Origin of the sequence: Rhizobium sp. Root1212 (genome assembly GCF_001424985.1) — a bacterium.
Taxonomy (GTDB): Bacteria; Pseudomonadota; Alphaproteobacteria; order Rhizobiales; family Rhizobiaceae; genus Pararhizobium.
Window position 1 is genome coordinate 59,629 of the sequence record NZ_LMDA01000008.1, and the last position, 19,949, is coordinate 79,577.

Genomic DNA, 19,949 nt, shown 5'->3' on the forward strand with positions numbered 1-19,949 from the left:
TTTTATTGTGTGAGCCAGCTCAGGCCGCCTTGCTGAAGGTACGCTGGCTGTCGGCGAGATAGCTGTCGAAGGTGGCGGCAACCGTGCGAACGAGGAAACGATAGGCACCGTCGAGACGGATGAGGCCGTCTTCGAGCGAGATCAGACCATCCTCGGCCATGTCCCGCAGGCGCTGGTTCGGCCCAAGCAGCACGTCCGGTGAGAAGCCATGGGCGGCGGCAATTGCCGGGATATCGGCGGCGAAGTCGCACATCAGCCGCTCGATCACATGGGCGCGCAGCCGATCTTCGCGCGTCAGCCTGTAACCCTTCGCCGTCGGCAGCTCTCCCAAGGAAACCTTGCGGGCATAGGAGCCGGGCGGCACTTCGTTCTGCACGTAACCATCCGCGACGCGGCCGATGGAAGAGGCGCCGAAGCCGAGCAGCGCATCGCAATTGTCCGTGGTGTAGCCCTGGAAATTCCGCCGCAGCTGGCCGTTTGCCGCCGCAATCGCCAGTTCGTCCTCGGGCAAGGCGAAGTGATCGAGGCCGATGCGGCGATAGCCGGCGGCAACGAGAGCTTCCGCAATCGCCTCGGCCTGTTCGTGGCGGGCCTGCGCATCGGGCAGCACGTTTTCGTCGATGAGGCGCTGATGCTTCTTGAAGCTCGGAATATGGGCGTAGCCGAACACGGCAAAGCGATCCGGGCGCATGGCGATTGCGGCCTCTACGGTTTCGCGGCAGGAGGCGACGGTCTGGTGCGGTAGGCCGTAGATCAGGTCGAAATTGATGCCGCCGATGCCGTTGCGGCGCAGGGCCTCGACGGTTGCGGCCGTGGTTTCCTCGGACTGGATGCGGTTGATCGCCTTCTGCACGACGGGGTCGAAGCTCTGCACCCCGAGGCTTGCCCTGGTGACGCCGCCTTCGCCGAGTGCTGCCGCCATTTCCATCGTCAGGGTGCGGGGATCGATCTCGACGGAAACATTCGCGCTGACGTGAACCCGGTAGCTCTGCCGCAACAGCGCCATGAGCCCGACGAATTCGCTGGGCTCGATGATCGTCGGCGTGCCGCCGCCGAAATGGATTTCCCTGACATCGAGGGCATTGTCGGCATGGGTGGAAACCATCTCGATTTCGCGTTTCAGGATGTCGAGATAGTCGAGGATCGGCTGATCCTTTTCGGTGATGGTGGTGTGGCAGCCGCAATACCAGCACATGGATCGACAGAAGGGGATGTGCAGGTAAAGCGAGGTCGTGCCCGCGCCGATGCCCTTGATCCAGCCGGCATAATCCAGCGCGCCGATGTCGCTCGAAAACTTCGGCGCGGTCGGATAGCTGGTATAGCGCGGCAGCCGGGCGTCGCCATATTTCGCAATGATGTCGTCGGTCATGGAATGTCCTCTTCGGTCTATGGCCGAGTTTCTAGGACATCGCCGCACGCGCCTCTTTGTCTTCGATCAATAATGCGGGAAGTTTGTTCTCGCGCAATGTCGGCCGGTGCGATGGCTCCTAGTCTGCGGTTTCCACCAACCGTTTCCGGAGCCGATATGTCAGACCCCATTCCCGAAATCGACGTGCGCAGGATACCACCGCCGCAGCGCCATCCCTCCATCTTCGGCATGCTTGCCACGCTGACGCCCGGCGATGCGATGCACGTCGTCAGCGATCACGATCCTCGCCCGCTGCACTACCAGATTTCGACCCGTTTCCCCGATGAATTCGGTTGGGAATATCTCGAACAGGGGCCGGAGGTCTGGAAGGTGCAGATCACCCGCGCCGAAAGCAGTGGCTGCGAGTGCTGCTGCGGCCACTAAGCTCAAGGAGGCGATCGATGCCCGGTGCTCCCCTTTCCCGCTGGACGATGTCCTATTTCGCGGTCTCGCTGATCTGCCTGCTGATGGGGCTGGCGGCGATGGGCGCGGGGTTCGGCTTTCCCGCGGATGATGCGGGGGCGCCGGACACGCTCGTCATCGTCCACCTGCTGGCCATCGGCTGGCTGGGGCTGTTGTTCTGCGGCGCGCTGTTGCAGTTCGTGCCGGTGCTCGCCGCCGCCAAGCCACGCTTCGCCGGCCTCGCTGCCCCCGCCTTAATTCTGCTGATCTGTGGACTCTCGGCGCTGCTCACCGGTTTTCTCTCGCTGGGCGGCTGGCTCGATTTCGATCTTGCGATCATGCCGACGGCTGCGGCCTGTCTTGCGACGGGCTTCATCGCCCTTGCGCTTTCCTTCGCCGCGACGATCCTGTCGCAGCCGGTCATGGATCATTCCGGCCGGCTGGTGCTGATCGGCCTTGCCGCGCTTCTTGTGACGATTGCGCTCGGTGCTGCCTTCACCGGCGTCTTGAGCGGTATGATCGACCTCGACTGGGGCGCTGACCTCCTGGCAAGGGGCTTGCCGGTGCATGCGCTGTCGGGCACGGCCGGCTGGATGAGCATCACGGCGGTCGGCGTCAGCTACCGGTTGTTTTCGATGTTCATGCTGGCGCCGGAAACCGGCTTTTCGACACGGCGGCTGGTGTCCAGCGTGGTTCCGGCGCTCCTTGTCCTCTGGGTCGGGTTGCTGCTCGCCTTTGTCCATCCGAGCGTCGTCGGGCTGGCGGCGCCGGTCGCGATCCTGCTCTTCGGCATAGCGCTCATCGTCTATCTCGTCGATATCACCCGAATGGTGCGCGCGCGCCGCCGCAAGATACTGGAACTCAATACGGTAGCGGGTCTTGCGGCGCTCGCCTATCTCGTCGTCGCCTTCGCGATGTTTGCGCTCGATCAGATCGCACCGGATAGGCTGTCTCTCGGCCCCGCGGCGATCTATGCGCTGGCGATGGGCTGGCTCTCGGGGCTCGGGCTTGCGCAGCTCTACAAGATCGTGCCGTTCCTGACCTGGCTTGAGGCCTATGGGCCGGTGATGGGACGCGCGCCGGTGCCGCGCGTGCAGGATCTGGTCAAAGAGAGCCGTGGCCGCCTCTGGTTCGTTCTCTATCATCTGGGTGTTTCGATGGGTGTTGTCGCGCTGCTCCTGAGCGCGGATATGCTCTTCCGGCTCGCCGCCTTCACGGAGCTTGCCGCCGTGGCGGGCCTTGCCGTCGAATTCCTCCGCGCCCGCCGCCTTCGCTACGCGCCCGCCGGGCTGCCGCAGGGCGCCGTTCGCCCGCATCTTTTATACGCCAATCCGATCTGAAGGAGTGAGCCGATGAGTCTCGCATATAAGGAACTGGATGTCCGCCCGCTTTTGGAAGCCGGTGTGGAGCCCTTCGTCGAAATCATGACCACGGTCGACCGGCTCGGACCGAAGGAGGGCTTGCGGCTGCTGGCACCCTTCAAGCCACAGCCGCTGTTTTCGGTGATGGAACGCAAGGGCTATCTCTATGAACTTACGGAACTGGCCGGCGGCGACTACGAGGTGCGCTTCTTTCCGAAGAACGCCGAGGTGCTGACATCGGGCGATGCCGGGGATGCCGATCATTGGGCCGAGCCGAGCATCGAACTCGATCTGACCGACCTCGACCCGCCGCAGCCGATGGTGAAGATATTGCAGACGCTGGAGACGATGCCGCCAGGAAGCGTGCTCTTTGCCGTTCTTGGCCGCGAGCCGGTCTTTCTGTTTCCGGAGCTGGTGAAGCGCGGCCACCAATGGGTCGGCAATCACGACAAGACCGGCACGGCCTTCCGCATGATGATCCGCCGCGGCGAGGCAAAGCCATGATCGCCCTCAATGTGCTTTCGGATCGGATAACGGCAGCACTCCGCGATGTCATCGACCCCGAGATCGGTCGCAGCGTGGTCGAGATCGGCCTGATCTATTCGGCGGAGCTGGTGGAGGCGGATCGCCTGCTCATCCGCATGACCACGACGACGCGCGGCTGCCCGGCTGCGGGTTTCCTCGTCGATGCCGTCCGGGAGCGGGCGCTCTCGGAAGGCTTGGCACCGAGCGTGGAGGTCGAACTGACCTACGATCCGCCGTGGTCGCCGGCGATGATGCGGGCCTGAGCCGATCAGTCGTTGCTATAGGCTGATATCGTCCCGTCGAGATAGGCCGTCAGTTTCGCGCTGTCGTGCCACTGATGATAGGCGGTCTTGCCGATGAGTTCGGCCGGAACCTTCCAGCCGGGATCGACACCCTCCATGTTCGGCAGCTCATGGGCGATGCCCTTGTGACAGTCGATGCAGGTCGCCTTTCGGGAGAGAAGATAGCGCGTATGGATTTCGGCCGCCCGTTCCGTCTGCTTCGTCAGGTCCATCGCCGCCATCGAGTGGCAATTGCGGCATTCCAGGCTGTCATTGGCCTTCAGGCGCGCCCATTCATGCTGGGCAAGTTCCAGTCGATGCTCGAGGAATTTTTCCCGCGTGTTGATGGTACCGAAAATCTTGCCCCAGACTTCCTTGGAGGCCTGCATCTTGCGGGCGATCTTGTCGGTCCACTGGTGGGGAACGTGGCAATCCGGGCAACTGGCGCGCACGCCCGACCGGTTGGAAAAATGCACCGTCCGCGTCAGCTCTTCATAGACGTTGTCCTTCATTTCATGGCAGCCGGTGCAGAATTTTTCCGTGTTGGTGACTTCCAGCGCCGTATTGAACGCGCCCCAGAACATCACGCCGCCGACGAAGCCGCCGAGCGTCAGAAAGCCGAGGCTGAGCGTGGCGGCCGGCGTGCTGAGCAGCGCCCATATCCACAAAAGGATGGCTTTCACGCGCGCAATCATTGCTCGGAACCCGCCGGCTGGAACCCAAGTTCGCTCATGTCCTTGAAGGCATTCGGCACCAGCGGCTTCACATCGGCCTGCGGCACATGACAGGCGGTGCAGAAATAGCGGCGCGGCGAGACATCGGCCAGCATCTGGCCTTCGCGGTTCATGTAATGGGTCACGCTGATCATCGGCGCGCCCGAACCCTCGGTCAACTCGCGCTTATGGCAGGAGAGACAGCGGTTGGTATTGACCGACAACTGGTAGCCGTCGACCGAATGTGGAATGACCGGCGGCTGGTCCGGGTAGTTGCGCATCTTGCGGATGTCGTCGACGACCCATTTCGGCAGGGGCTTGGCGTCCTGACTTTGCATCGGGTCCTGATTGCCGGTCAGCGGCGGCACGACCTGCGCCAGGGTGAAGCCGCCGGTGAAGAGACAGAGGGCGACGGCCGTGATCGCCCAGGTTCGCCTTTTGATCAGGCGACGGGAAGAATCTTGACTGCGCATTTTTTGAAATCCGTCTGCTTGGAGATGGGATCTGTGGCGTCGAGCGTGACCTTGTTGATCAACTGGCTGGCATCGAACCACGGGACGAAGATCACGCCATGGGGCATGCGGTTTCGGCCGCGCGTATCGACACGGCTGATGATTTCCCCGCGCCGCGACTGGATGCGGATTTCCGCGCCCTGATTGATGCCCATCTTGCGGGCATCATCGCCGTTCATGAAACAGCGGGCGCCGGGAAAGGCCTTGTAGAGTTCGGGGACCCGCATCGTCATCGAGCCCGAATGCCAGTGTTCGAGCACGCGGCCGGTGACGAGCCAGAAATTGAATTCCTCGTCGGGGGATTCCGCCGGCGGCTCATAGGGCACGCCGAGAATGACGGCGCGGCCGTCCGGCTGGCCGTAGAATTTGAGCCCTTCGCCGGGTTTCACATAGGGGTCGTAGCCCTCGCGGTATCGCCAGCGCGTTTCCTTGCCATCGACGACGGGCCAGCGAAGCCCGCGAACCTGATGATAGGTGTCGTAGGGCGCCAGATCATGGCCGTGGCCCCGGCCGAAACTGGCATATTCCTCGAACAGTCCTTTCTGCAGATAGAAGCCGAAGGCCTTGGCCTCCCGGTTTTCGTATTCGTCGGTAACCTCCGTCAGGGGGAATTTGTCGACCTGACCGTTCTGGAACAGCACCTCGTAAAGGGTCTTTCCCTTGTAGTCCGGGTTCTTGTCGAGGATATCGGCGGGCCAGACCTCGTCGGTGGTGAAGCGTTTGGAGAATTCCACCAGCTGCCAGAGGTCGGAGCGGGCATCGCCGGGCGCATTCACCAGCTGGTGCCAGACATGGGTGCGCCGTTCGGCATTGCCGTAGGCGCCTTCCTTCTCGACCCACATGGCGGCGGGCAGGATGAGGTCGGCGCTCATTGCCGTCACCGTCGGATAGGCATCGGAAACGACGATGAAATTGTCTGGGTTGCGATAGCCCTTATAGGTCTCGTTGCTGGTATTGGGGGCCGCCTGAACGTTGTTGTTGACCTGCACCCAATAGAAATTCAGCTTGCCGTCATGCAGCATCCTGTCCTGCTGCACGGCGTGATAGCCGACCTTGTCTGGCAATAGCCCGGCCGGCAGCTTCCAGAGTTCTTCCGCATGCTTGCGGTGTTCTTCGTTGGTAACGACCATGTCGGCGGGCAGGCGGTGGGCGAAGGTTCCGACTTCACGTGCCGTTCCGCAGGCAGAGGGCTGGCCGGTCAGCGAGAAGGGGCTGTTTCCCGGCTCTGAGATTTTGCCGGTCAGCAGATGCAGGTTGTAGACCATCTGGTTGGCCCAGACGCCGCGGACATGCTGGTTGAACCCCATGGTCCAGAGCGACATGACCTTGATCTTGGGATCGGCATAAAGCTCGGCGAGCTGTTCCAGAAAGGCGCTGTCGCAACCCGTCAATTCGGCGGTCTTTTCCAGCGTGTATTCCGAAATGATCTGCTTGAAGGCCTCGAAGTCGATCGGGTCCATCTTGGCGGCATCGGCGACGCCCTTTGCCTTCAGCTCCAGCGGGTTGTCGGGGCGCAAGCCGTAGCCGATATCCGTGGTGCCCTTCATGAATTTCGTGTGCTTGTCGATGAAATCCTGGTTCACCCGGCCGGTCTTGATGATGTGGTTGGCGATGTAGTTGAGGATCGCCAGATCCGTTCCCGGCTTGAAGATCAGCGGGATGTCGGCAAGGTCCATGCTGCGATGGGTGAAGGTGGAAAGCACCGCCACCTTTACATCCTTATGTCCCAGCCGCCGGTCGGCCACCCGCGTCCAGAGGATCGGGTGCATCTCGGCCATGTTCGAGCCCCAGAGCACGAAGGCATCGGCATTCTCGAAATCGTCATAACAGCCCATCGGCTCGTCCATGCCGAAGGTGCGCATGAAGGCGACGGCGGCGGACGCCATACAATGGCGCGCATTGGGATCGAGATTGTTGGAGCGGAAGCCGGCGCGCATCAGCTTGGTCGCGGCATAGCCTTCGAAAATCGTCCATTGGCCGGAGCCGAACATGCCGACGGCGGTCGGGCCTTTTTCCTTCAGCACCCGTTTGGCCTGCGCGGCCATGACGTCGAAGGCCTCTTCCCAGGTGACGGGTTCGAATTCGCCGTCCTTGGCATAGGCGCCGCCGCGCTTGCGCAGCAGCGGCGTCGTCAGACGGTCCTTTCCATACATGATCTTGGAGAGGAAATAGCCTTTGACGCAGTTGAGGCCGCGATTGACCTCCGCCTCCATGTCGCCATGGGTGGCGACGACATAGTTGTCCTTGACGCCGACCATCACGCCGCAGCCGGTGCCGCAGAAGCGACAGGGCGCCTTCGACCATTTGATTTCCAGCGCCTCGACCCCTCCCGGCACGGATTGGGCCGCAGCCGGCAGGGCGATACCCGCAGTCGAGGCCGCGATGGCCGCGGCTTGCGCCTTCAGGAGATCACGCCGCGTCAGTTCGCTCGTCATCCCTCATCTCCTCTTTCTGCAAGACCTGTTCGAAAACCATGTGGGCGGCGAGCACGCCGTCCATCGCGGAAATGCCGATGAGCGTTTCGCCGAGCGCCCCCGAATGCGGCCCCTCGATGACGATGACGATCTTGCCGGGCTTGGCCGCGTAAACCTCGACGCCCTCCAGAGTGGCGAGCCTCGCGGAGACGCTCTCCGTCAGCTCCGGCCGCGTCACGACGACAGCGCTCGATATGTGGTCAGCCATGGACGACCTCCAGTGAGCGCATCGAAATGGAATTGGTGGGACAGACCGAGAGACAGGCGCCGCAGCCCGTACAGGCATCGGCGTCGAGGGCAGGGACGAACGGTCCGCCCAGCCGCGGCTTGAAGCGGATAGCCTCGGTCGGACAGCTATCCCGACAGGCCTGACAGTCGACGTAATTGACGGCGAGACAGCCGTCTTCGATGACGGCGTGATGGGAAAATCGGGTTGCGAAGCGGGGCGGAAAAACCGCCTCGGGACATCGTTCCGCGCAACGGCCGCAGAAGGTGCATTCGCCGCGACTGAAATCGACGGTCGCTCTTCCCGACTGCAGCACGATGATATCGCTGGGACAGAGTTCCACGCAGGCTCCGCAGCCGGAACAGTTCTGGATCGATTGCGCTGTTACGCCGGGGGGATAGACGGCGGCGGTTTCAGCCAGCCGGCCGCTCAGAAATGCTCGCCTTGTCGGTGCAGGGGACGCCATCCGTTCACTCCGCAGAGCCGGGTGGCGCGGGGACGACATCGTGTGGGCCCGGCGGGCCGTAGACGATCTGGTACATCCACACGAGGAAGCCATAGCCGCCGACCACGCCGACAGCGACAACCGGCCAGATGCCGAAAGCCAGAACGGCAAAGGTGAGCAATTCTTTCCGGCGCTTGGCGCGGAAACTCATGACGTCGTCCGATCGGGTCGCCTCCAAAACAACATCCTCCCCGAGGTTGTATCAAAGAGATCGAGTCAATAATTTACTGTAGGATAAATTCCGCTTTTGTCTATCCTGCAAATATTATGGCATCGCAGCAAAAGATGAATGGGAAATTCTTCTTATTGAGCGATGTCTTATTGAGTGATCATCTGTCGCCGTTTTTTAACCAGCATGGGAGTGTATTCCCAAAGGTAGAGGATGAAGGCCATCAGCCAGGCCGATCCCGCGATTGCATAAAGCGTGCTTGCACCGTCCGGAAAAACCGCCGTGAGCGGCCGCACCAGCGCGCAGACGAGGATCGCGAGATAGGAAAGACTGGTCATAGCGGATGCATGCAGCACGCGGCCGGTATGCCCGCGGGTGGCGCGGGTCATGACGGCGAGCATCATCGTCGTGACGGTGCCGATCGTCAGCACATGCATGGCAGCCGGGCCTTCCATCAGGCCGAGCGCCGAAAGCGTCATCGCCAGGAAGCCCAGGGGAACGAAAAGATAGGCCACATGCAGGATCGCAACGAGCGGTTCGGCCACGGTCGCCCAGCCGCGCCAGCGATAAAGCCGGATTGCCTGTAGCACGGCTGCAAAACCGGCCATCAGCGCAATGACCGATCCTTCCGGGTGAAGCGCCCAGCCCAGCAACGCGGCGACGGAGACAAGGATCGTTGCCGTATCGAATCCGCCATAGGGCGCCGGGAAACCGACGGAGCCGCGCTTTGCAAGCCAGTTCCGCGTGAAGCTCGGGAGAATCCGGCCGCCGACGACGATCACCATGCCGATATAGGCCGCCACGGCAAATCGCGGGCTGATCTCCGGCGCGCCCTTCACGATCGTCTCGACGTGAAAGCAGATATTGGCGAGCGACAGGACGCCGAGCCCGGCAATCACCTTCAGGTCCGCCCATTTTTTCCCGGCAATGACCTCGCGTACGCAGATGAACAGCAGCGTCGGCAGGAACACGGCGTCAGCCGCGGCCGAAACGGCGCTTCCCAGCAGATCGGGAACCAGCATGGCGATGCGACCCATGGCCCAGAGTGAAAACAGGAAAACCAGCGGCCGGCCGGAGACCGGCAATCGTCCCGTCCAGTTCGGCACGGCGGTCAGTAGGAAACCGGCAAGAACCGCGCTGGCGAAGCCGAACAGCATCTCATGCGCGTGCCATGCTGGAGCGCCGTAGTCTCCGGCGAGATCGATCCGTCCCGTCAGCGCCATGATCCAGAGAACCATGGTGCAGCAGGCCCAGACCGCGGCGCCGAGGAAAAACGGCCTGAACCCGTAGGAAAACAGGACCGGGCCTGTGGTCGAAAGTCCCCTCGGAACGGCGGCACGCCGTGACGCGGTGACAGGATCGGTGTTGCTCATATCTCGTCTCCATTCATGGAGAACAGAATGGACAAGGAAATCCCCTTCCTCTTTGCGCCAGCACAAATAGCGCGTGAGCTTTACCCCATCCATGTTGTTCCAGCACAAAGAGAGCAATCCGGACGGCGTTTAACTTCCCTTTGAAAGAACGAAGCAAGTTCGTTTTTAACCAGGAGAAGTTCGATGAGCAGCCAATTCCTCATGACAAGACGCACAATTCTTGCGGGGGCAGCTATTGCCGGCGCAGCCGCGCCGCTCGTGGCTGCCTCGACGGCCGGTGCAACCGGCGAACCCGGCCTCGTCGAGCCGCAAACCACCGATATAACCGGCCTCGAAAGGGTGAAGCTCGAACTGGCAAAACCGCCCTTCGTGCACCCGCACACCCAGAAGGCTGTCGGCGGCCCGAAAATCTATGAGGTGACGCTGACCATCGAGGAAAAAAAGATCGTCGTCGATGATGCCGGCACGGAAGTCCATGCCATGACCTTCAACGGCTCGGTGCCCGGCCCGTTGATCGTCGTGCATCAGGATGATTATGTCGAGGTTACCCTCGTCAATCCCGAGACCAACGAGCTGCAGCACAATATCGATTTCCATTCGGCAACCGGTGCGCTCGGTGGCGGTGCGCTGACCGTGGTCAATCCCGGCGAGAAGGCGGTGATGCGTTTCAAGGCCACCAAGGCCGGCGTCTTCGTCTACCATTGCGCACCTCCCGGAATGGTGCCCTGGCATGTCACTTCGGGCATGAACGGCGCGATCCTCGTGCTGCCGCGTGACGGCCTCAAGGACCACAAGGGCAACGAGCTCGTCTACGACCGCGCCTATTATGTCGGCGAGCAGGATTTCTACGTGCCGCGGGATGCGGACGGAACCTACAAGAAATACGGCAGCGCCGGTGAAGCCTATGCCGATGTTCTGGAGGTGATGAAGACCCTGACACCGAGCCATATCGTCTTCAACGGTGCGGTCGGCGCCCTGACCGGCGCCAATGCGCTGAACGCCAAGGTGGGCGAGAAGGTGCTGATCCTGCATTCGCAGGCAAACCGGGACACCCGCCCGCACCTGATCGGCGGCCATGGCGATTACGTCTGGGCGACCGGCAAGTTTGCAAACCCGCCGGATCTCGATCAGGAAACCTGGTTCATTCCGGGCGGGGCGGCGGGGGCTGCTTTCTACACCTTCCACCAGCCGGGCATCTACGCCTATGTCAACCACAACCTCATCGAGGCCTTTGAAAAGGGCGCTGCCGCCCATTTCAAGGTCGAGGGCGAGTGGAACAACGACCTGATGACCGCCATCGTCACGCCGAACAACCACTAAAAAACCGGCGAGACCGTCCGCGCCACCGCCACGGCGCGGACACCCCTTTCAACTCATGCCGGGGATAGCCCGATGCGCACGCCTGCCAGGAAACAGACCGTATCGCTTCTCTCGATCGGGCTTCCGATCGTTCTCCTCATTGGCTCTTCGGCGGGCATTGCCGGCCAGCTCGGCTATTTCGAAAGGCCGGCAGCGAGGGCGGCGAGCGATCTCGCGGAAACCGTCTCGATCCCGGCCGGCACCTTCACCTACCGGGCCGATGGCGAATTCTACAAGAACGGTTTCGCCGTCGATGGGCCGATGATCGAGAAGGCAATGCCGCCGGTGCCTTCGATGATGAAGTACCAGGTCAGCGAGGGCGAATACGGGCGCTGTGTTGAGGCGGGAAAATGCCCCACCATCGCGCCTGCGCATATCCGGGGCAAGGATTTTCCGGTCACCGGCGTCAGCTATGACGATGCGACGGCCTATGCGCGCTGGTTCAGCGAAAAGACCGGCGAGAGCTGGGTTCTGCCGACCTATGAACAGATGGCCTTTGCCGCCGGCAGCAAGTTCGTCGATGACGCGCTCGGGGTCGATCCCGACAGCGGCAATCCGGCGCTGCGCTGGCTGGCGGATTACGAGCGGGAAACCCGGCGAAAGGCGGAGAGCGATCCGGAGCCGAAAGTCAGGGGCCATTTCGGCGAGAACGAACATGGCCTTGCCGATTTCGCCGGTAATGTCTGGGAATGGACCTCGACCTGTCATCGCCGCGTCGATCTGGCGGGCGCGACCCCGGCCCGGACCAATCTCGCCTGCGGTATCTACGTCACCGTCGGCCAGCACAATTCGCCGATGAGTTCCTTTGTCCGCGATCCGAAGACAGGTGGCTGTGCTGTCGGCGCTCCGCCGGCCAATCTCGGTTTCAGGCTGATCAGGGATGACCGATGGTATGCGGGCCTCCTGAAACGGCTTCGAGACCGCGGCATAATTTCCTAGTGCTTGTTACGGAAGCTGCAGCTAGTACACTACCCACTATCGATCGATATTCATGGGGCTGGAGTTTCCGTTGAAGATAGACAAGAGCGTCGTCAAATCCTTCCCGATGTTCGAGAGAATGCCGGACGCCGATGTGGACGCGCTGTTGTCGCAAGCTGTGTCCAAGCGTATCGGCCCCGGCGAAGCCTTCTTCGAGCAGGGTGGCGCTGCGACGCATTTCTTTCTTCTTCTCAACGGCCGCCTCAAGGTCACGCAGGTCACGGCCGATGGCCAGCAGATCATCGTGCGGGTCGTGCATCCCGGCGATCTCTTCGGCTTTGCCAAAGCGCTGCGCCGCAGCGATTATCCGGGCACGGCGCTTGCCGTCATCGAAAGCCTCGCTTTGTGCTGGGCGACGGAACTGTGGCCGCAATTCATCGATCGCAGCCCGCATCTGGCGGTCAGCGCCCTGAACACGATCGGGCAGCGGCTGGAAGAGGCCCATACGCGCATCCGCGAAATCTCGACGGAAGAGGTCGAGCGACGCGTCGCCCACACGGTGCTCAGGCTGACCAAACAGGCGGGCAGGGCGGAGGAGGCCGGCGTGCGGATCGATTTCCCGATCACTCGCCAGGATATCGCCGAAATGACCGGCACGACGCTGCACACCGTCTCGCGCATCCTGAGCGCCTGGGAAGCGAAAGGCCTCGTCGAGGGCGGCCGGCAGAAACTGCTGGTGCGCGATATCGCCGGCCTGCAGGCATTGGCCGACAGCGACGGACGCTGACGGAGATTTTCCGTGTCTCTTTGATCGAGAGCAAAGAGCGGAGAAGCCGCTTTGCCTATGGTCCTTGCAGTGAAGCCGATCGGGCTTTGCGCAAGGAGCCAAAACATGAAAAACAGGATTCTCGCCGTCGCAACCGCCGCCATCGTGACCGCGGCCTTCGGCGTTGCGGCCCGTGCCGCCGAGTTCGAAATTCATATGCTGAACAAGGGCAAGGACGGCGCGATGGTCTTCGAACCCGGCGCCCTCAAGGTGACGAAGGGTGATACCGTAACCTTCATCCCGACCGACAAGAGCCACAATGCTGAGACTGTTTCCGGTCTGCTGCCGGTCGGAGCCGAAGCGTTCAAGGGCAAGATGAACGAAACCGTCAAGGTGACCTTCGGCGCGTCGGGTGCCTACGTCATCAAGTGCGCGCCGCATTTTGGCATGGGCATGGCCGCCGTGATCGTCGTCGATGACAGCCCCGCAAACCTGGCAGNTCGGCGCGTCGGGTGCCTACGTCATCAAGTGCGCGCCGCATTTTGGCATGGGCATGGCCGCCGTGATCGTCGTCGATGACAGCCCCGCAAACCTGGCAGCCATCAAGGCGGCAAAGATGCCAAAGAAGGCGCGCGAAAGGGTCGATGCAGAGCTGCAGTCGCTGGGATTGTGACGCGCGATTGTTGCTTTAGCCGGTCACGCATCAAGTTAAGCCCTTTTTCCGGGTAAGTTGCCAGATCGTCGGCCGTCTCCCAAAACATCCGGCGTAGCCACAGACCACGCTTGAATATCTTGAACGCGTGCGCAATATGAACACGTGTTCCAATCTACGATGGTATTCTCGCATGGCTGTGATTAAGCATTGAAGTTTGGCTCTGACGCACTTTTGCTGAAGCGGAAAGGCTACCGTACGCCTACCAATCGCGCCTGCAGCAGATCGCGTTTCTGACGGCGGCGAGGTCTCTTGCGACACCGCCTGCAAACGAACACACCAGGCTGTCCTTTGCAGCATCAAGTCATTCGTCGAGCTTTCGTGCATTCTTCGAGCGGATCATGGATTGAAAGTCACCAATCGCTGCGCGCGCGATCACCAGCTCTGGGACGTTCACTTCGATTGCAGCTACCAAGATGGCTTCTGCCTTTGCGAGGTCATCACGTGCAGTGGTCATCAGCGGGGCGATCACCCGTGCCGATGGCGTTCTAGCGAGACCACTCTGATTAGCTTTTTCAGCAAGACGCCGGCGCTGAGCCCATTGCGATACGACACCGCTCTGCCCCGGAAAGCCTTTTGCCTTCATTTCCCGCCAGAGCGCCAATGCGTTTCGCGCCCCTTCTTCCCAACGCCCGTTAAGCCAAGGCAGCCAGCTATCCAGAGAGCTGGACCGCGTTCGGAACACGTCGAGACGTTGCCCCCTTAAAACGTCGCGAACGAGCTTCCGGCTATGGCCGGTTTGCCGCACAATCTGTCGAATGGAGGACCCTTTCTTCGACAGCTCGCGGATCGCCTCGTTCGTTTCCCGGCGGCGTAGATATCCCTCATACTGGAGCTTTTCAGCGTATGTCAGAAGCTTGGGATCAACGACATTGCTGCCCACTGCCTGTCTGATCTGGCGCATAGACTTGCCGACAGCATCGAGGAAGGCCCGGCTGGAATTTTCCATCAGGTGCCAGCGATCCGCGATCTGCTCCGCGTCGGGTAAGGCTTTCGCGATGGCCTCGCCGTAGCCGCCGCCACGATCACGAGCGACGATCGATATCGATTGATGCTTGGCAAGCCACGATCGGGATGTATCCAACGCGCGATCCGGCAAGAGAGTGACAGGCCTGCGCCGCTCCAAGTCGCAAACGATTGTTCCGTAGGTCTGACCGCGCCTGAAGGCAAAGTCATCGATGCCGATGACATTGAGATCGCCATGCTGATCAACCGTGCGACGGCGAACCACCCGCAGCAGCGTAGCATTGCTCACCGGCATCATCAGGCGATGGGCGAACGCAGAAGCAGGCCTGCCTCCGAGCGCCAAGCCAAGGTGATGGACAATCGTCTCAAGCCGCTAAGTGCGACGGCCATAGCGAGCTAGAACGTCCTTGTCGAACTGCTCGCAGAAGATACGCCTCCCACAAAGAACTGCATCGCACCAGAAGCGACGCGCAACGATCGCCAGCTCAACTCGCCGACCATCAAAGGGCAGATCAGCGGGCCGGCGCATATACTGACTTTGAATTCTGCGGCTCATCCGCCCGCAGTCCGGACAAACTGCGGAGAGATGGCGTGCTCGCAGCCGAACTAGAACACTGTCCGCGACAACTTCAACCTCATCGACTGCAAAGCCAGATGGTGCGAGACTCGCGATCGGAAACCGCTGTTGCATGAGCTGATCCTCCGGTGAATCAGCAGAATTTTCATCCGAGACCGCAGCAAAACTGATGGTGTGGAACGGCCCTTCGCACCGGCATCAAGGATGCCTATCGTGGTGACGCCAATCGCCACAAGACAGAAGGAACCGTTCCATAGAGAAGAGTACCACAATCGGACTGGATTTGGCCAAGTCGGTCTTTCAGGTCCACGCCATCACTGAAGGCGGGCACGTCGCTGTCCGCCGTGCCTTGCGGCGATCACAGGTGTTGGAGTTCTTTCGTCACATCGAACCATGCCTTGTCGGAATGGAAGCATGCGGGAGTGCCCACTACTGGGCCAACGCGATCGGTGAATTCGGTCATATGGTGCGGTTGATGCCACCGGCCTATGTGAAGCCCTACGTCAAACGTAACAAGACCGATGCCGCCGATGCGGAGGCTATCTGCGAGGCGGTCACGCGTCCAACGATGCGCTTCGTGCCAGTCAAGTCACCGGAAGAGCAAGCCGCTGGGATGGTTTTGAAGACACGAGCGTTACTCGTACGTCAGCGCAGCCAGACGGCGAATGCGATGCGTGCTCATATGGCCGAGCTCGGGATCGTCGCCGCGACCGGCATGACCAGTATTGCAAAGCTCGTCGCCATTTTGCGCGACGATCGTGACGGTCGTCTACCAAACTCGGCCAGAGCTGCGCTTTTGGAGATGGCCGACCAGATCGAAAGGCTGACAGAAAGGGTTGAGGTGCTCGACAGCAAGATTATCGCAGCAGTGAAAGCCGATGACGCTGCTCGTCGGCTGACGACCATCCCCGGTGTAGGGTCAATCATCGCAGCAACCGTCCGTGCGGCTGTGCCAGATCCTGCAGCCTTTCGGACAGGACGGGATCTGGCTGCCTGGATCGGCATTACACCAAGAGCAAACTCCAGCGGAGGGAAGGAGCGGCTCGGCAAGATCTCGAAGCGTGGCAACAAGCAGTTACGAACGCTCCTGATCGTCGGAGCGACGTCGATCCTGAAACAGGCTCGCAGAGGTTCTAAGCTGCCCGGTTGGGTGGTGTCATTAATGGCGCGTCGCCCCTACAAGGTGGCAGCCGTGGCGTTGGCCAACAAGATGGCGCGCACAATATGGGCGCTTCTCGTCAAGGGCGGCACGTACCAAGCGCCGGCGATGGCAACGGCATAGGAACAGAATTCCCGGCGTTACTGCGTCGGGATAAAGTGGCAAGGTACGAAGCGTGATGAACCCGAGGGGCGATACCTCGATGTCGATCAGACCGTCTGACTCAATGCGCCTTCGAGCGCGAGAAAGTGATTAGGCGATCGACATCGCGGATCTCATCGTGGCCAGCGGTCGATGACCGCGCTAACAGGCCGGACATATGACTGCACCGTCCGACGGAGAATTACGCGACTACGACCTTGCTAACCGGGCCGTTCCACATATGAGTCAGAGCCGAAGAGCGACCCGCCTACTTCTGTGAGCGCGCGGTGCTTCGCCTCGGCCTGGAGATACTTGAAGGCTCTCGAGTGGTGTGGAGCAAGGCTTGTCAACCTGTCGGCGGCTTCGCGGTTCTCGTTTGGATCGCTTCGTGTCGTCGCAGTCGACAGTAGGACGGATCGTCCCTGATCTCGGGTTATCGTGACGCCGACGGCGGTCTGTCCTATGTGCTTTGGGAAGAAGTCGTTGAAGAATTCGGTTTTCCGAAATTCTCTCTCACTGACCATGTCCTCGGCCACGACGCCAACGCCGATCGGTCTCACCGATGCTCCCTTCATCCAGGGATTGAGCGTGGAATAGTGTTTTGAATAACTGCCGAGCGAATCCGCGTCGAAGCCGGAACTCAGTCCCAGGTTCCGCTGCCGCGCGAAATATCGTGGAAGGCAAGCGTAGATTTCCCGTCAGGCAGAGTGTCGTTCAAACAGTCAAGAATGGATTTCCAGGTGCTTTCTCCAAGTAGAGCCGAATAGATCAGGTCGGTAAGCCGTTCATCTAGGTCATGTTGACAAAGTGCCTTCTCAAATCAGCTGAGGTCTCATTCAAGGCTGTCTTTTAGGAGGCAGCGATGGCACGTGGAGACCTAACCGACGCGGAATGGCGGATCGTGGAACCGCTTCTTCCTGCAGAGCGTGGACGTAAGTCTCGCCCTTCCCATGATAACCGCCAGTTCATGAACGGAATGTTGCACGTCCTTCGGGTGGGCTGTCCGTGGCGTGATATGCATGAGCGATATGGAAAGTGGAATTCCGTTTATGTCCGGTTCCGTCGCTGGGCTGAGCAAGGAGTGTGGGATGCGCTCCTGGAAACGCTTGTGGAACTCGGCCTAACAGATGATTGGCAGCACATGCTGGATAGCACCACCGTTCGGGGCCATTCACAGGCTGCGGGCGCTAAAGGGGGACTCATAAGGAAGCTTTTGGTCGATCACGCGGCGGCTTTACGACAAAGATCCATGCCCGAGCAGACGGTCAGGGACGCCCTCTTGGCTTTGTCCTGACGGGTGGCGAAACTTCCGATTATCTCGCTGTTCCCGATCTTCTCGCGATGCCGGTGAACAGGCCTCGTCGTCTTCTCGCGGACAAGGGATATGACGCCGACAGCATCCGCCAGGAGCTTCTATTTCACGGCACACGCCCGATTATTCCGCCGCGAGCAGGTCGCAAGAACCCGCCCGCTTGCGACTATCATGCTTATAAAGATCGCAATCGGATAGAGCGGATGTTCAATCGGATCAAACAGTTCCGCCGGATCGCCACCCGCTACGACAAGACCAAAACGTCATTCGCCGCATTCCTGGCGATCGCCGCGACGAAGATATGGCTACCCCACTTTGTCAACATGGCCTAGGCTTCTTGTATATATCATAGCAACTACACCTCCCTGTTAGTCGCTAATCCTTCCAATTCCTTCGAGGCTAAGCTGTATCATCTTTTCGCTCACGCTCCAATCGGGTGGTCTTCGGACTTGGAGGTGGTGTCTTATCCCTGAAGGGTAGCGGCGCGCTCGGCATGGCGGAAAGCTGGCCGACGGTGTGTATGTCAAGAATACACAGGCCGTTCACCGTTTTGGCGCTCGGCAGCAATCTCTCGCGCTGGGCGGCGACTCGGTTGTTCGACCGGCTGGATGGCCTTGGCGCGGTGCGTGAACTGTCCGGTCGCAGCGCGTTCCGGATTTATGGGCTGTGACGACGCCGCCAGCAGAACTTGCGACGGCAGCAGAAGCGGGTTGGCAACGAACGGCGCGGAACAACCGGTCATCCGAGACTGCGTCTGTCTTCCGCTGGTCATCTGCCGTCATGAAGAACCGGCCATTGAGAGTGATGTTTGTCAATGACGAAGACATGGCTATGCCATCTACCACCGCCTTGAAGGTGAGGATGGTCAAGCTCCAGGTCCTCATGGGAATGCCTGAGTTTATTCGGGTCTTGTGATGGCCAGATTCGGGTTGCGACAACGACGGCCACGGCGGCGAGTAGTGCAAGTACCCCGAAAGTCGCGGGAAGCCCGATCCTCGCACCGAGCCATCCTGCTGCAGGATAGGTAATCAGCCAGCAGGCATGGGACAGGGCGAATTGGGCCGCGAACAACGACGGTCTGTCCTCTGGCTGCGATGACCTCCGAAGGAGACGACCGGACGGCGTCTGCGCCAATGAATAGCCGAGGCCGAGGGCGAACCAGAGCGGAAGCAATAAGGTGTAACTCTGGACTATCGTGCCCAATAACAGCCCTATAACGAGAACCAGAGCCCCTGCCAGCATGGTTTTTCGGTCAGCGATGTCTTCGAGGACGCGCGGCAAAAGCATTGCCGCCACCATCGATCCACCGCCGAACGCTGCCAGCGCAAGAGCGGTGGCTCGCTGTGCAAAACCGAACTCCGACTGCACGAGGACGACCGTGTTGACAATGACCATCGATCCCGCGGCCGACACGGCGAGACTGAGAGCGAGGAGGCCACGCAGGCGGGGCGTTGCCAGATATATCTTCAGGCCGCGTGTAGTGCGATCGTAAATTCCACGGCGTTCGGAAGACTTCGGGCTTGGTAGAAGGACGGAGACGACAAGCGCCGCCGAGCCCAAGAAGCCGACCACGGTTCCTGCAAACAGGTTGTGGAAGCTCATCACGGCCAACAGCGCCGCGGCCAGCATGGGGCTGATGACGCTTTCCAAGTCATAGGCGAGCCGGGAAAGGGAGAGCGCCTTCGTATAGTCCTTCTCCGCCGTCAGGACGTCCGGGATGGTTGCCTGGAATGTCGGGGTAAAGGCTGCCGAGGCCGACTGAAGCACGAAGATCAGGACGTAGACTTGCCAGACTTCGGTGACGAAGGGCAGGCATATCGCCACCGCGGCGCGGATGAGATCCAGCGCGACCAGCAGCGGCCGACGGGGCAGAACCTCAGCAAACGCTCCGGCGATAGGCGCGACGCTAACATACGCGACCATCTTGATGGCGAGCGCCGTACCCAGGACGGCACCTGCTTCCGCACCCGCGATATCGTAGGCCAGCAGGCCGAGCGCCACCGTCGCCAGCCCCGTGCCGACGAGAGCGATGACCTGTGCCAGAAACAGGTGACGGTAGGTCCGGTTCTTGAGGACGTCGAGCATGGCCT

Annotated in this window: 23 protein-coding genes and 2 pseudogenes; 13 read left to right on the forward strand and 12 right to left on the reverse strand. The window is 60.9% G+C overall.

Annotation, left to right across the window (positions count from 1 at the left end; all coding sequences use genetic code 11):
• Positions 1-19: 19 nt before the first annotated feature.
• Positions 20-1,369: an oxygen-independent coproporphyrinogen III oxidase gene (gene hemN / locus ASC86_RS10610; protein WP_056320291.1), complete on the reverse strand. Its 1,350-nt coding sequence runs from the start codon at positions 1,367-1,369 to the stop codon at positions 20-22.
• A gap of 156 nt (positions 1,370-1,525) precedes the next feature.
• On the opposite strand from hemN, the gene ASC86_RS10615 reads away from it, so the two are divergent.
• The 4 genes from ASC86_RS10615 to ASC86_RS10630 are packed head-to-tail and all read left to right on the forward strand — an operon-like array spanning position 1,526 to position 3,959.
• Positions 1,526-1,792, forward strand: coding sequence for a DUF2249 domain-containing protein (locus ASC86_RS10615; RefSeq protein WP_056320293.1), 267 nt, complete (start codon positions 1,526-1,528; stop codon positions 1,790-1,792).
• Between the two features lie 17 nt (positions 1,793-1,809).
• The gene (locus ASC86_RS10620; RefSeq protein ID WP_056320297.1) at positions 1,810-3,150 is read left to right on the forward strand and encodes a hypothetical protein; all 1,341 of its coding nucleotides are present in this window, start codon (positions 1,810-1,812) and stop codon (positions 3,148-3,150) included.
• Positions 3,151-3,162: 12 nt separating this feature from the next.
• Positions 3,163-3,675 carry a DUF2249 domain-containing protein gene (locus tag ASC86_RS10625; RefSeq protein ID WP_056320300.1) on the forward strand — a complete coding sequence of 171 codons (513 nt, stop codon included), beginning with the start codon at positions 3,163-3,165 and terminating at the stop codon, positions 3,673-3,675.
• On the forward strand, positions 3,672-3,959 hold the full coding sequence (locus tag ASC86_RS10630) for a metal-sulfur cluster assembly factor (protein WP_056320303.1): 288 nt from the start codon (positions 3,672-3,674) through the stop codon (positions 3,957-3,959). Before ASC86_RS10625 ends, ASC86_RS10630 begins: the two co-directional genes overlap by 4 nt.
• Positions 3,960-3,964: 5 nt before the next feature.
• Here the strand turns inward: ASC86_RS10630 and ASC86_RS10635 are convergent, their stop codons facing one another.
• The 7 genes from ASC86_RS10635 to ASC86_RS10665 form a co-directional block, all read right to left on the reverse strand.
• Entirely contained in the window at positions 3,965-4,669 is a 705-nt protein-coding gene (locus tag ASC86_RS10635) for a NapC/NirT family cytochrome c (protein WP_082510064.1), read from the reverse strand.
• Positions 4,669-5,163, reverse strand: a complete 495-nt coding sequence (locus ASC86_RS10640; RefSeq protein ID WP_056320310.1) for a nitrate reductase cytochrome c-type subunit — start codon at positions 5,161-5,163, stop codon at positions 4,669-4,671. The genes ASC86_RS10635 and ASC86_RS10640 overlap by 1 nt, the downstream gene beginning before the upstream one ends.
• Complete coding sequence (gene napA / locus ASC86_RS10645; RefSeq protein ID WP_056320313.1) at positions 5,133-7,637, reverse strand: periplasmic nitrate reductase subunit alpha; 2,505 nt, start codon at positions 7,635-7,637, stop codon at positions 5,133-5,135. The genes ASC86_RS10640 and napA overlap by 31 nt, the downstream gene beginning before the upstream one ends.
• A complete protein-coding gene (locus ASC86_RS10650) occupies positions 7,612-7,884 on the reverse strand; it encodes a chaperone NapD (RefSeq protein WP_056320314.1) in 273 nt (90 codons plus the stop codon). Before ASC86_RS10650 ends, napA begins: the two co-directional genes overlap by 26 nt.
• Positions 7,877-8,368, reverse strand: coding sequence for a ferredoxin-type protein NapF (napF, locus tag ASC86_RS10655; protein ID WP_056320318.1), 492 nt, complete (start codon positions 8,366-8,368; stop codon positions 7,877-7,879). Before napF ends, ASC86_RS10650 begins: the two co-directional genes overlap by 8 nt.
• Positions 8,369-8,372: 4 nt before the next feature.
• Positions 8,373-8,558 (reverse strand): periplasmic nitrate reductase, NapE protein, encoded by a 186-nt coding sequence (gene napE, locus ASC86_RS10660; protein ID WP_056320490.1) that lies wholly within the window; start codon positions 8,556-8,558, stop codon positions 8,373-8,375.
• 167 nt (positions 8,559-8,725) lie between these two features.
• Positions 8,726-9,949, reverse strand: a complete 1,224-nt coding sequence (locus ASC86_RS10665; protein ID WP_056320321.1) for an NnrS family protein — start codon at positions 9,947-9,949, stop codon at positions 8,726-8,728.
• A gap of 183 nt (positions 9,950-10,132) precedes the next feature.
• Between ASC86_RS10665 and nirK the strand changes: the two genes are divergently transcribed.
• From nirK to ASC86_RS26600, 5 genes and pseudogenes are all read left to right on the forward strand, one after another.
• On the forward strand, positions 10,133-11,269 hold the full coding sequence (nirK, locus tag ASC86_RS10670) for a copper-containing nitrite reductase (protein ID WP_056320323.1): 1,137 nt from the start codon (positions 10,133-10,135) through the stop codon (positions 11,267-11,269).
• A 72-nt stretch (positions 11,270-11,341) separates the two neighbouring features.
• Positions 11,342-12,247 carry a formylglycine-generating enzyme family protein gene (locus ASC86_RS10675; protein ID WP_056320326.1) on the forward strand — a complete coding sequence of 302 codons (906 nt, stop codon included), beginning with the start codon at positions 11,342-11,344 and terminating at the stop codon, positions 12,245-12,247.
• A 70-nt stretch (positions 12,248-12,317) separates the two neighbouring features.
• Positions 12,318-13,013 (forward strand): Crp/Fnr family transcriptional regulator, encoded by a 696-nt coding sequence (locus tag ASC86_RS10680; RefSeq protein ID WP_056320331.1) that lies wholly within the window; start codon positions 12,318-12,320, stop codon positions 13,011-13,013.
• Between the two features lie 105 nt (positions 13,014-13,118).
• Positions 13,119-13,491: pseudoazurin (locus tag ASC86_RS10685; RefSeq protein WP_244477585.1), on the forward strand; the 373-nt coding region annotated here is incomplete at its 3' end.
• Position 13,492: 1 nt separating this feature from the next.
• Positions 13,493-13,665: pseudogene (locus ASC86_RS26600) on the forward strand (pseudoazurin); the annotation flags it as partial.
• 343 nt (positions 13,666-14,008) lie between these two features.
• Here the strand turns inward: ASC86_RS26600 and ASC86_RS10690 are convergent.
• On the reverse strand, positions 14,009-14,959 hold the full coding sequence (locus tag ASC86_RS10690) for a transposase (protein ID WP_162244992.1): 951 nt from the start codon (positions 14,957-14,959) through the stop codon (positions 14,009-14,011).
• Between the two features lie 84 nt (positions 14,960-15,043).
• Positions 15,044-15,361 (reverse strand): transposase family protein, encoded by a 318-nt coding sequence (locus tag ASC86_RS26895; RefSeq protein WP_156386996.1) that lies wholly within the window; start codon positions 15,359-15,361, stop codon positions 15,044-15,046.
• Positions 15,362-15,500: 139 nt separating this feature from the next.
• Between ASC86_RS26895 and ASC86_RS10695 the strand changes: the two genes are divergently transcribed.
• Positions 15,501-16,529 (forward strand): IS110 family transposase, encoded by a 1,029-nt coding sequence (locus tag ASC86_RS10695; RefSeq protein ID WP_056320334.1) that lies wholly within the window; start codon positions 15,501-15,503, stop codon positions 16,527-16,529.
• A gap of 239 nt (positions 16,530-16,768) precedes the next feature.
• Here the strand turns inward: ASC86_RS10695 and ASC86_RS10700 are convergent, their stop codons facing one another.
• Positions 16,769-17,107 (reverse strand): hypothetical protein, encoded by a 339-nt coding sequence (locus ASC86_RS10700; RefSeq protein ID WP_156386997.1) that lies wholly within the window; start codon positions 17,105-17,107, stop codon positions 16,769-16,771.
• Positions 17,108-17,409: 302 nt separating this feature from the next.
• Between ASC86_RS10700 and ASC86_RS26900 the strand changes: the two genes are divergently transcribed.
• From ASC86_RS26900 to ASC86_RS25120, 3 genes and pseudogenes are all read left to right on the forward strand, one after another.
• Positions 17,410-17,841 (forward strand): IS5 family transposase, encoded by a 432-nt coding sequence (locus tag ASC86_RS26900; protein ID WP_056320339.1) that lies wholly within the window; start codon positions 17,410-17,412, stop codon positions 17,839-17,841.
• Positions 17,793-18,191: an IS5 family transposase gene (locus ASC86_RS26905; RefSeq protein ID WP_280136977.1), complete on the forward strand. Its 399-nt coding sequence runs from the start codon at positions 17,793-17,795 to the stop codon at positions 18,189-18,191. The genes ASC86_RS26900 and ASC86_RS26905 overlap by 49 nt, the downstream gene beginning before the upstream one ends.
• Before the next feature lie 221 nt (positions 18,192-18,412).
• Positions 18,413-18,529: pseudogene (locus tag ASC86_RS25120) on the forward strand (DUF1403 family protein); the annotation flags it as partial.
• 98 nt (positions 18,530-18,627) lie between these two features.
• Here ASC86_RS25120 and ASC86_RS10715 read toward each other — a convergent pair.
• Entirely contained in the window at positions 18,628-19,944 is a 1,317-nt protein-coding gene (locus tag ASC86_RS10715; RefSeq protein WP_056320345.1) for an MFS transporter, read from the reverse strand.
• Between the last annotated feature and the right edge of the window lie 5 nt (positions 19,945-19,949).

Bases quoted from the DNA above. Each gene is read 5' to 3' on its own strand.
- hemN (WP_056320291.1), bottom strand. From the start codon at position 1,369: ATGACCGACGACATCATTGCGAAATATGGCGACGCCCGGCTGCCGCGC.
- ASC86_RS10615 (WP_056320293.1), top strand. From the start codon at position 1,526: ATGTCAGACCCCATTCCCGAAATCGACGTGCGCAGGATACCACCGCCG.
- ASC86_RS10620 (WP_056320297.1), top strand. From the start codon at position 1,810: ATGCCCGGTGCTCCCCTTTCCCGCTGGACGATGTCCTATTTCGCGGTC.
- ASC86_RS10625 (WP_056320300.1), top strand. From the start codon at position 3,163: ATGAGTCTCGCATATAAGGAACTGGATGTCCGCCCGCTTTTGGAAGCC.
- ASC86_RS10630 (WP_056320303.1), top strand. From the start codon at position 3,672: ATGATCGCCCTCAATGTGCTTTCGGATCGGATAACGGCAGCACTCCGC.
- ASC86_RS10640 (WP_056320310.1), bottom strand. From the start codon at position 5,163: ATGCGCAGTCAAGATTCTTCCCGTCGCCTGATCAAAAGGCGAACCTGG.
- napA (WP_056320313.1), bottom strand. From the start codon at position 7,637: ATGACGAGCGAACTGACGCGGCGTGATCTCCTGAAGGCGCAAGCCGCG.
- ASC86_RS10650 (WP_056320314.1), bottom strand. From the start codon at position 7,884: ATGGCTGACCACATATCGAGCGCTGTCGTCGTGACGCGGCCGGAGCTG.
- napF (WP_056320318.1), bottom strand. From the start codon at position 8,368: ATGGCGTCCCCTGCACCGACAAGGCGAGCATTTCTGAGCGGCCGGCTG.
- napE (WP_056320490.1), bottom strand. From the start codon at position 8,558: ATGAGTTTCCGCGCCAAGCGCCGGAAAGAATTGCTCACCTTTGCCGTT.
- ASC86_RS10665 (WP_056320321.1), bottom strand. From the start codon at position 9,949: ATGAGCAACACCGATCCTGTCACCGCGTCACGGCGTGCCGCCGTTCCG.
- nirK (WP_056320323.1), top strand. From the start codon at position 10,133: ATGAGCAGCCAATTCCTCATGACAAGACGCACAATTCTTGCGGGGGCA.
- ASC86_RS10675 (WP_056320326.1), top strand. From the start codon at position 11,342: ATGCGCACGCCTGCCAGGAAACAGACCGTATCGCTTCTCTCGATCGGG.
- ASC86_RS26895 (WP_156386996.1), bottom strand. From the start codon at position 15,361: ATGCAACAGCGGTTTCCGATCGCGAGTCTCGCACCATCTGGCTTTGCA.
- ASC86_RS26900 (WP_056320339.1), top strand. From the start codon at position 17,410: ATGGCACGTGGAGACCTAACCGACGCGGAATGGCGGATCGTGGAACCG.
- ASC86_RS10715 (WP_056320345.1), bottom strand. From the start codon at position 19,944: ATGCTCGACGTCCTCAAGAACCGGACCTACCGTCACCTGTTTCTGGCA.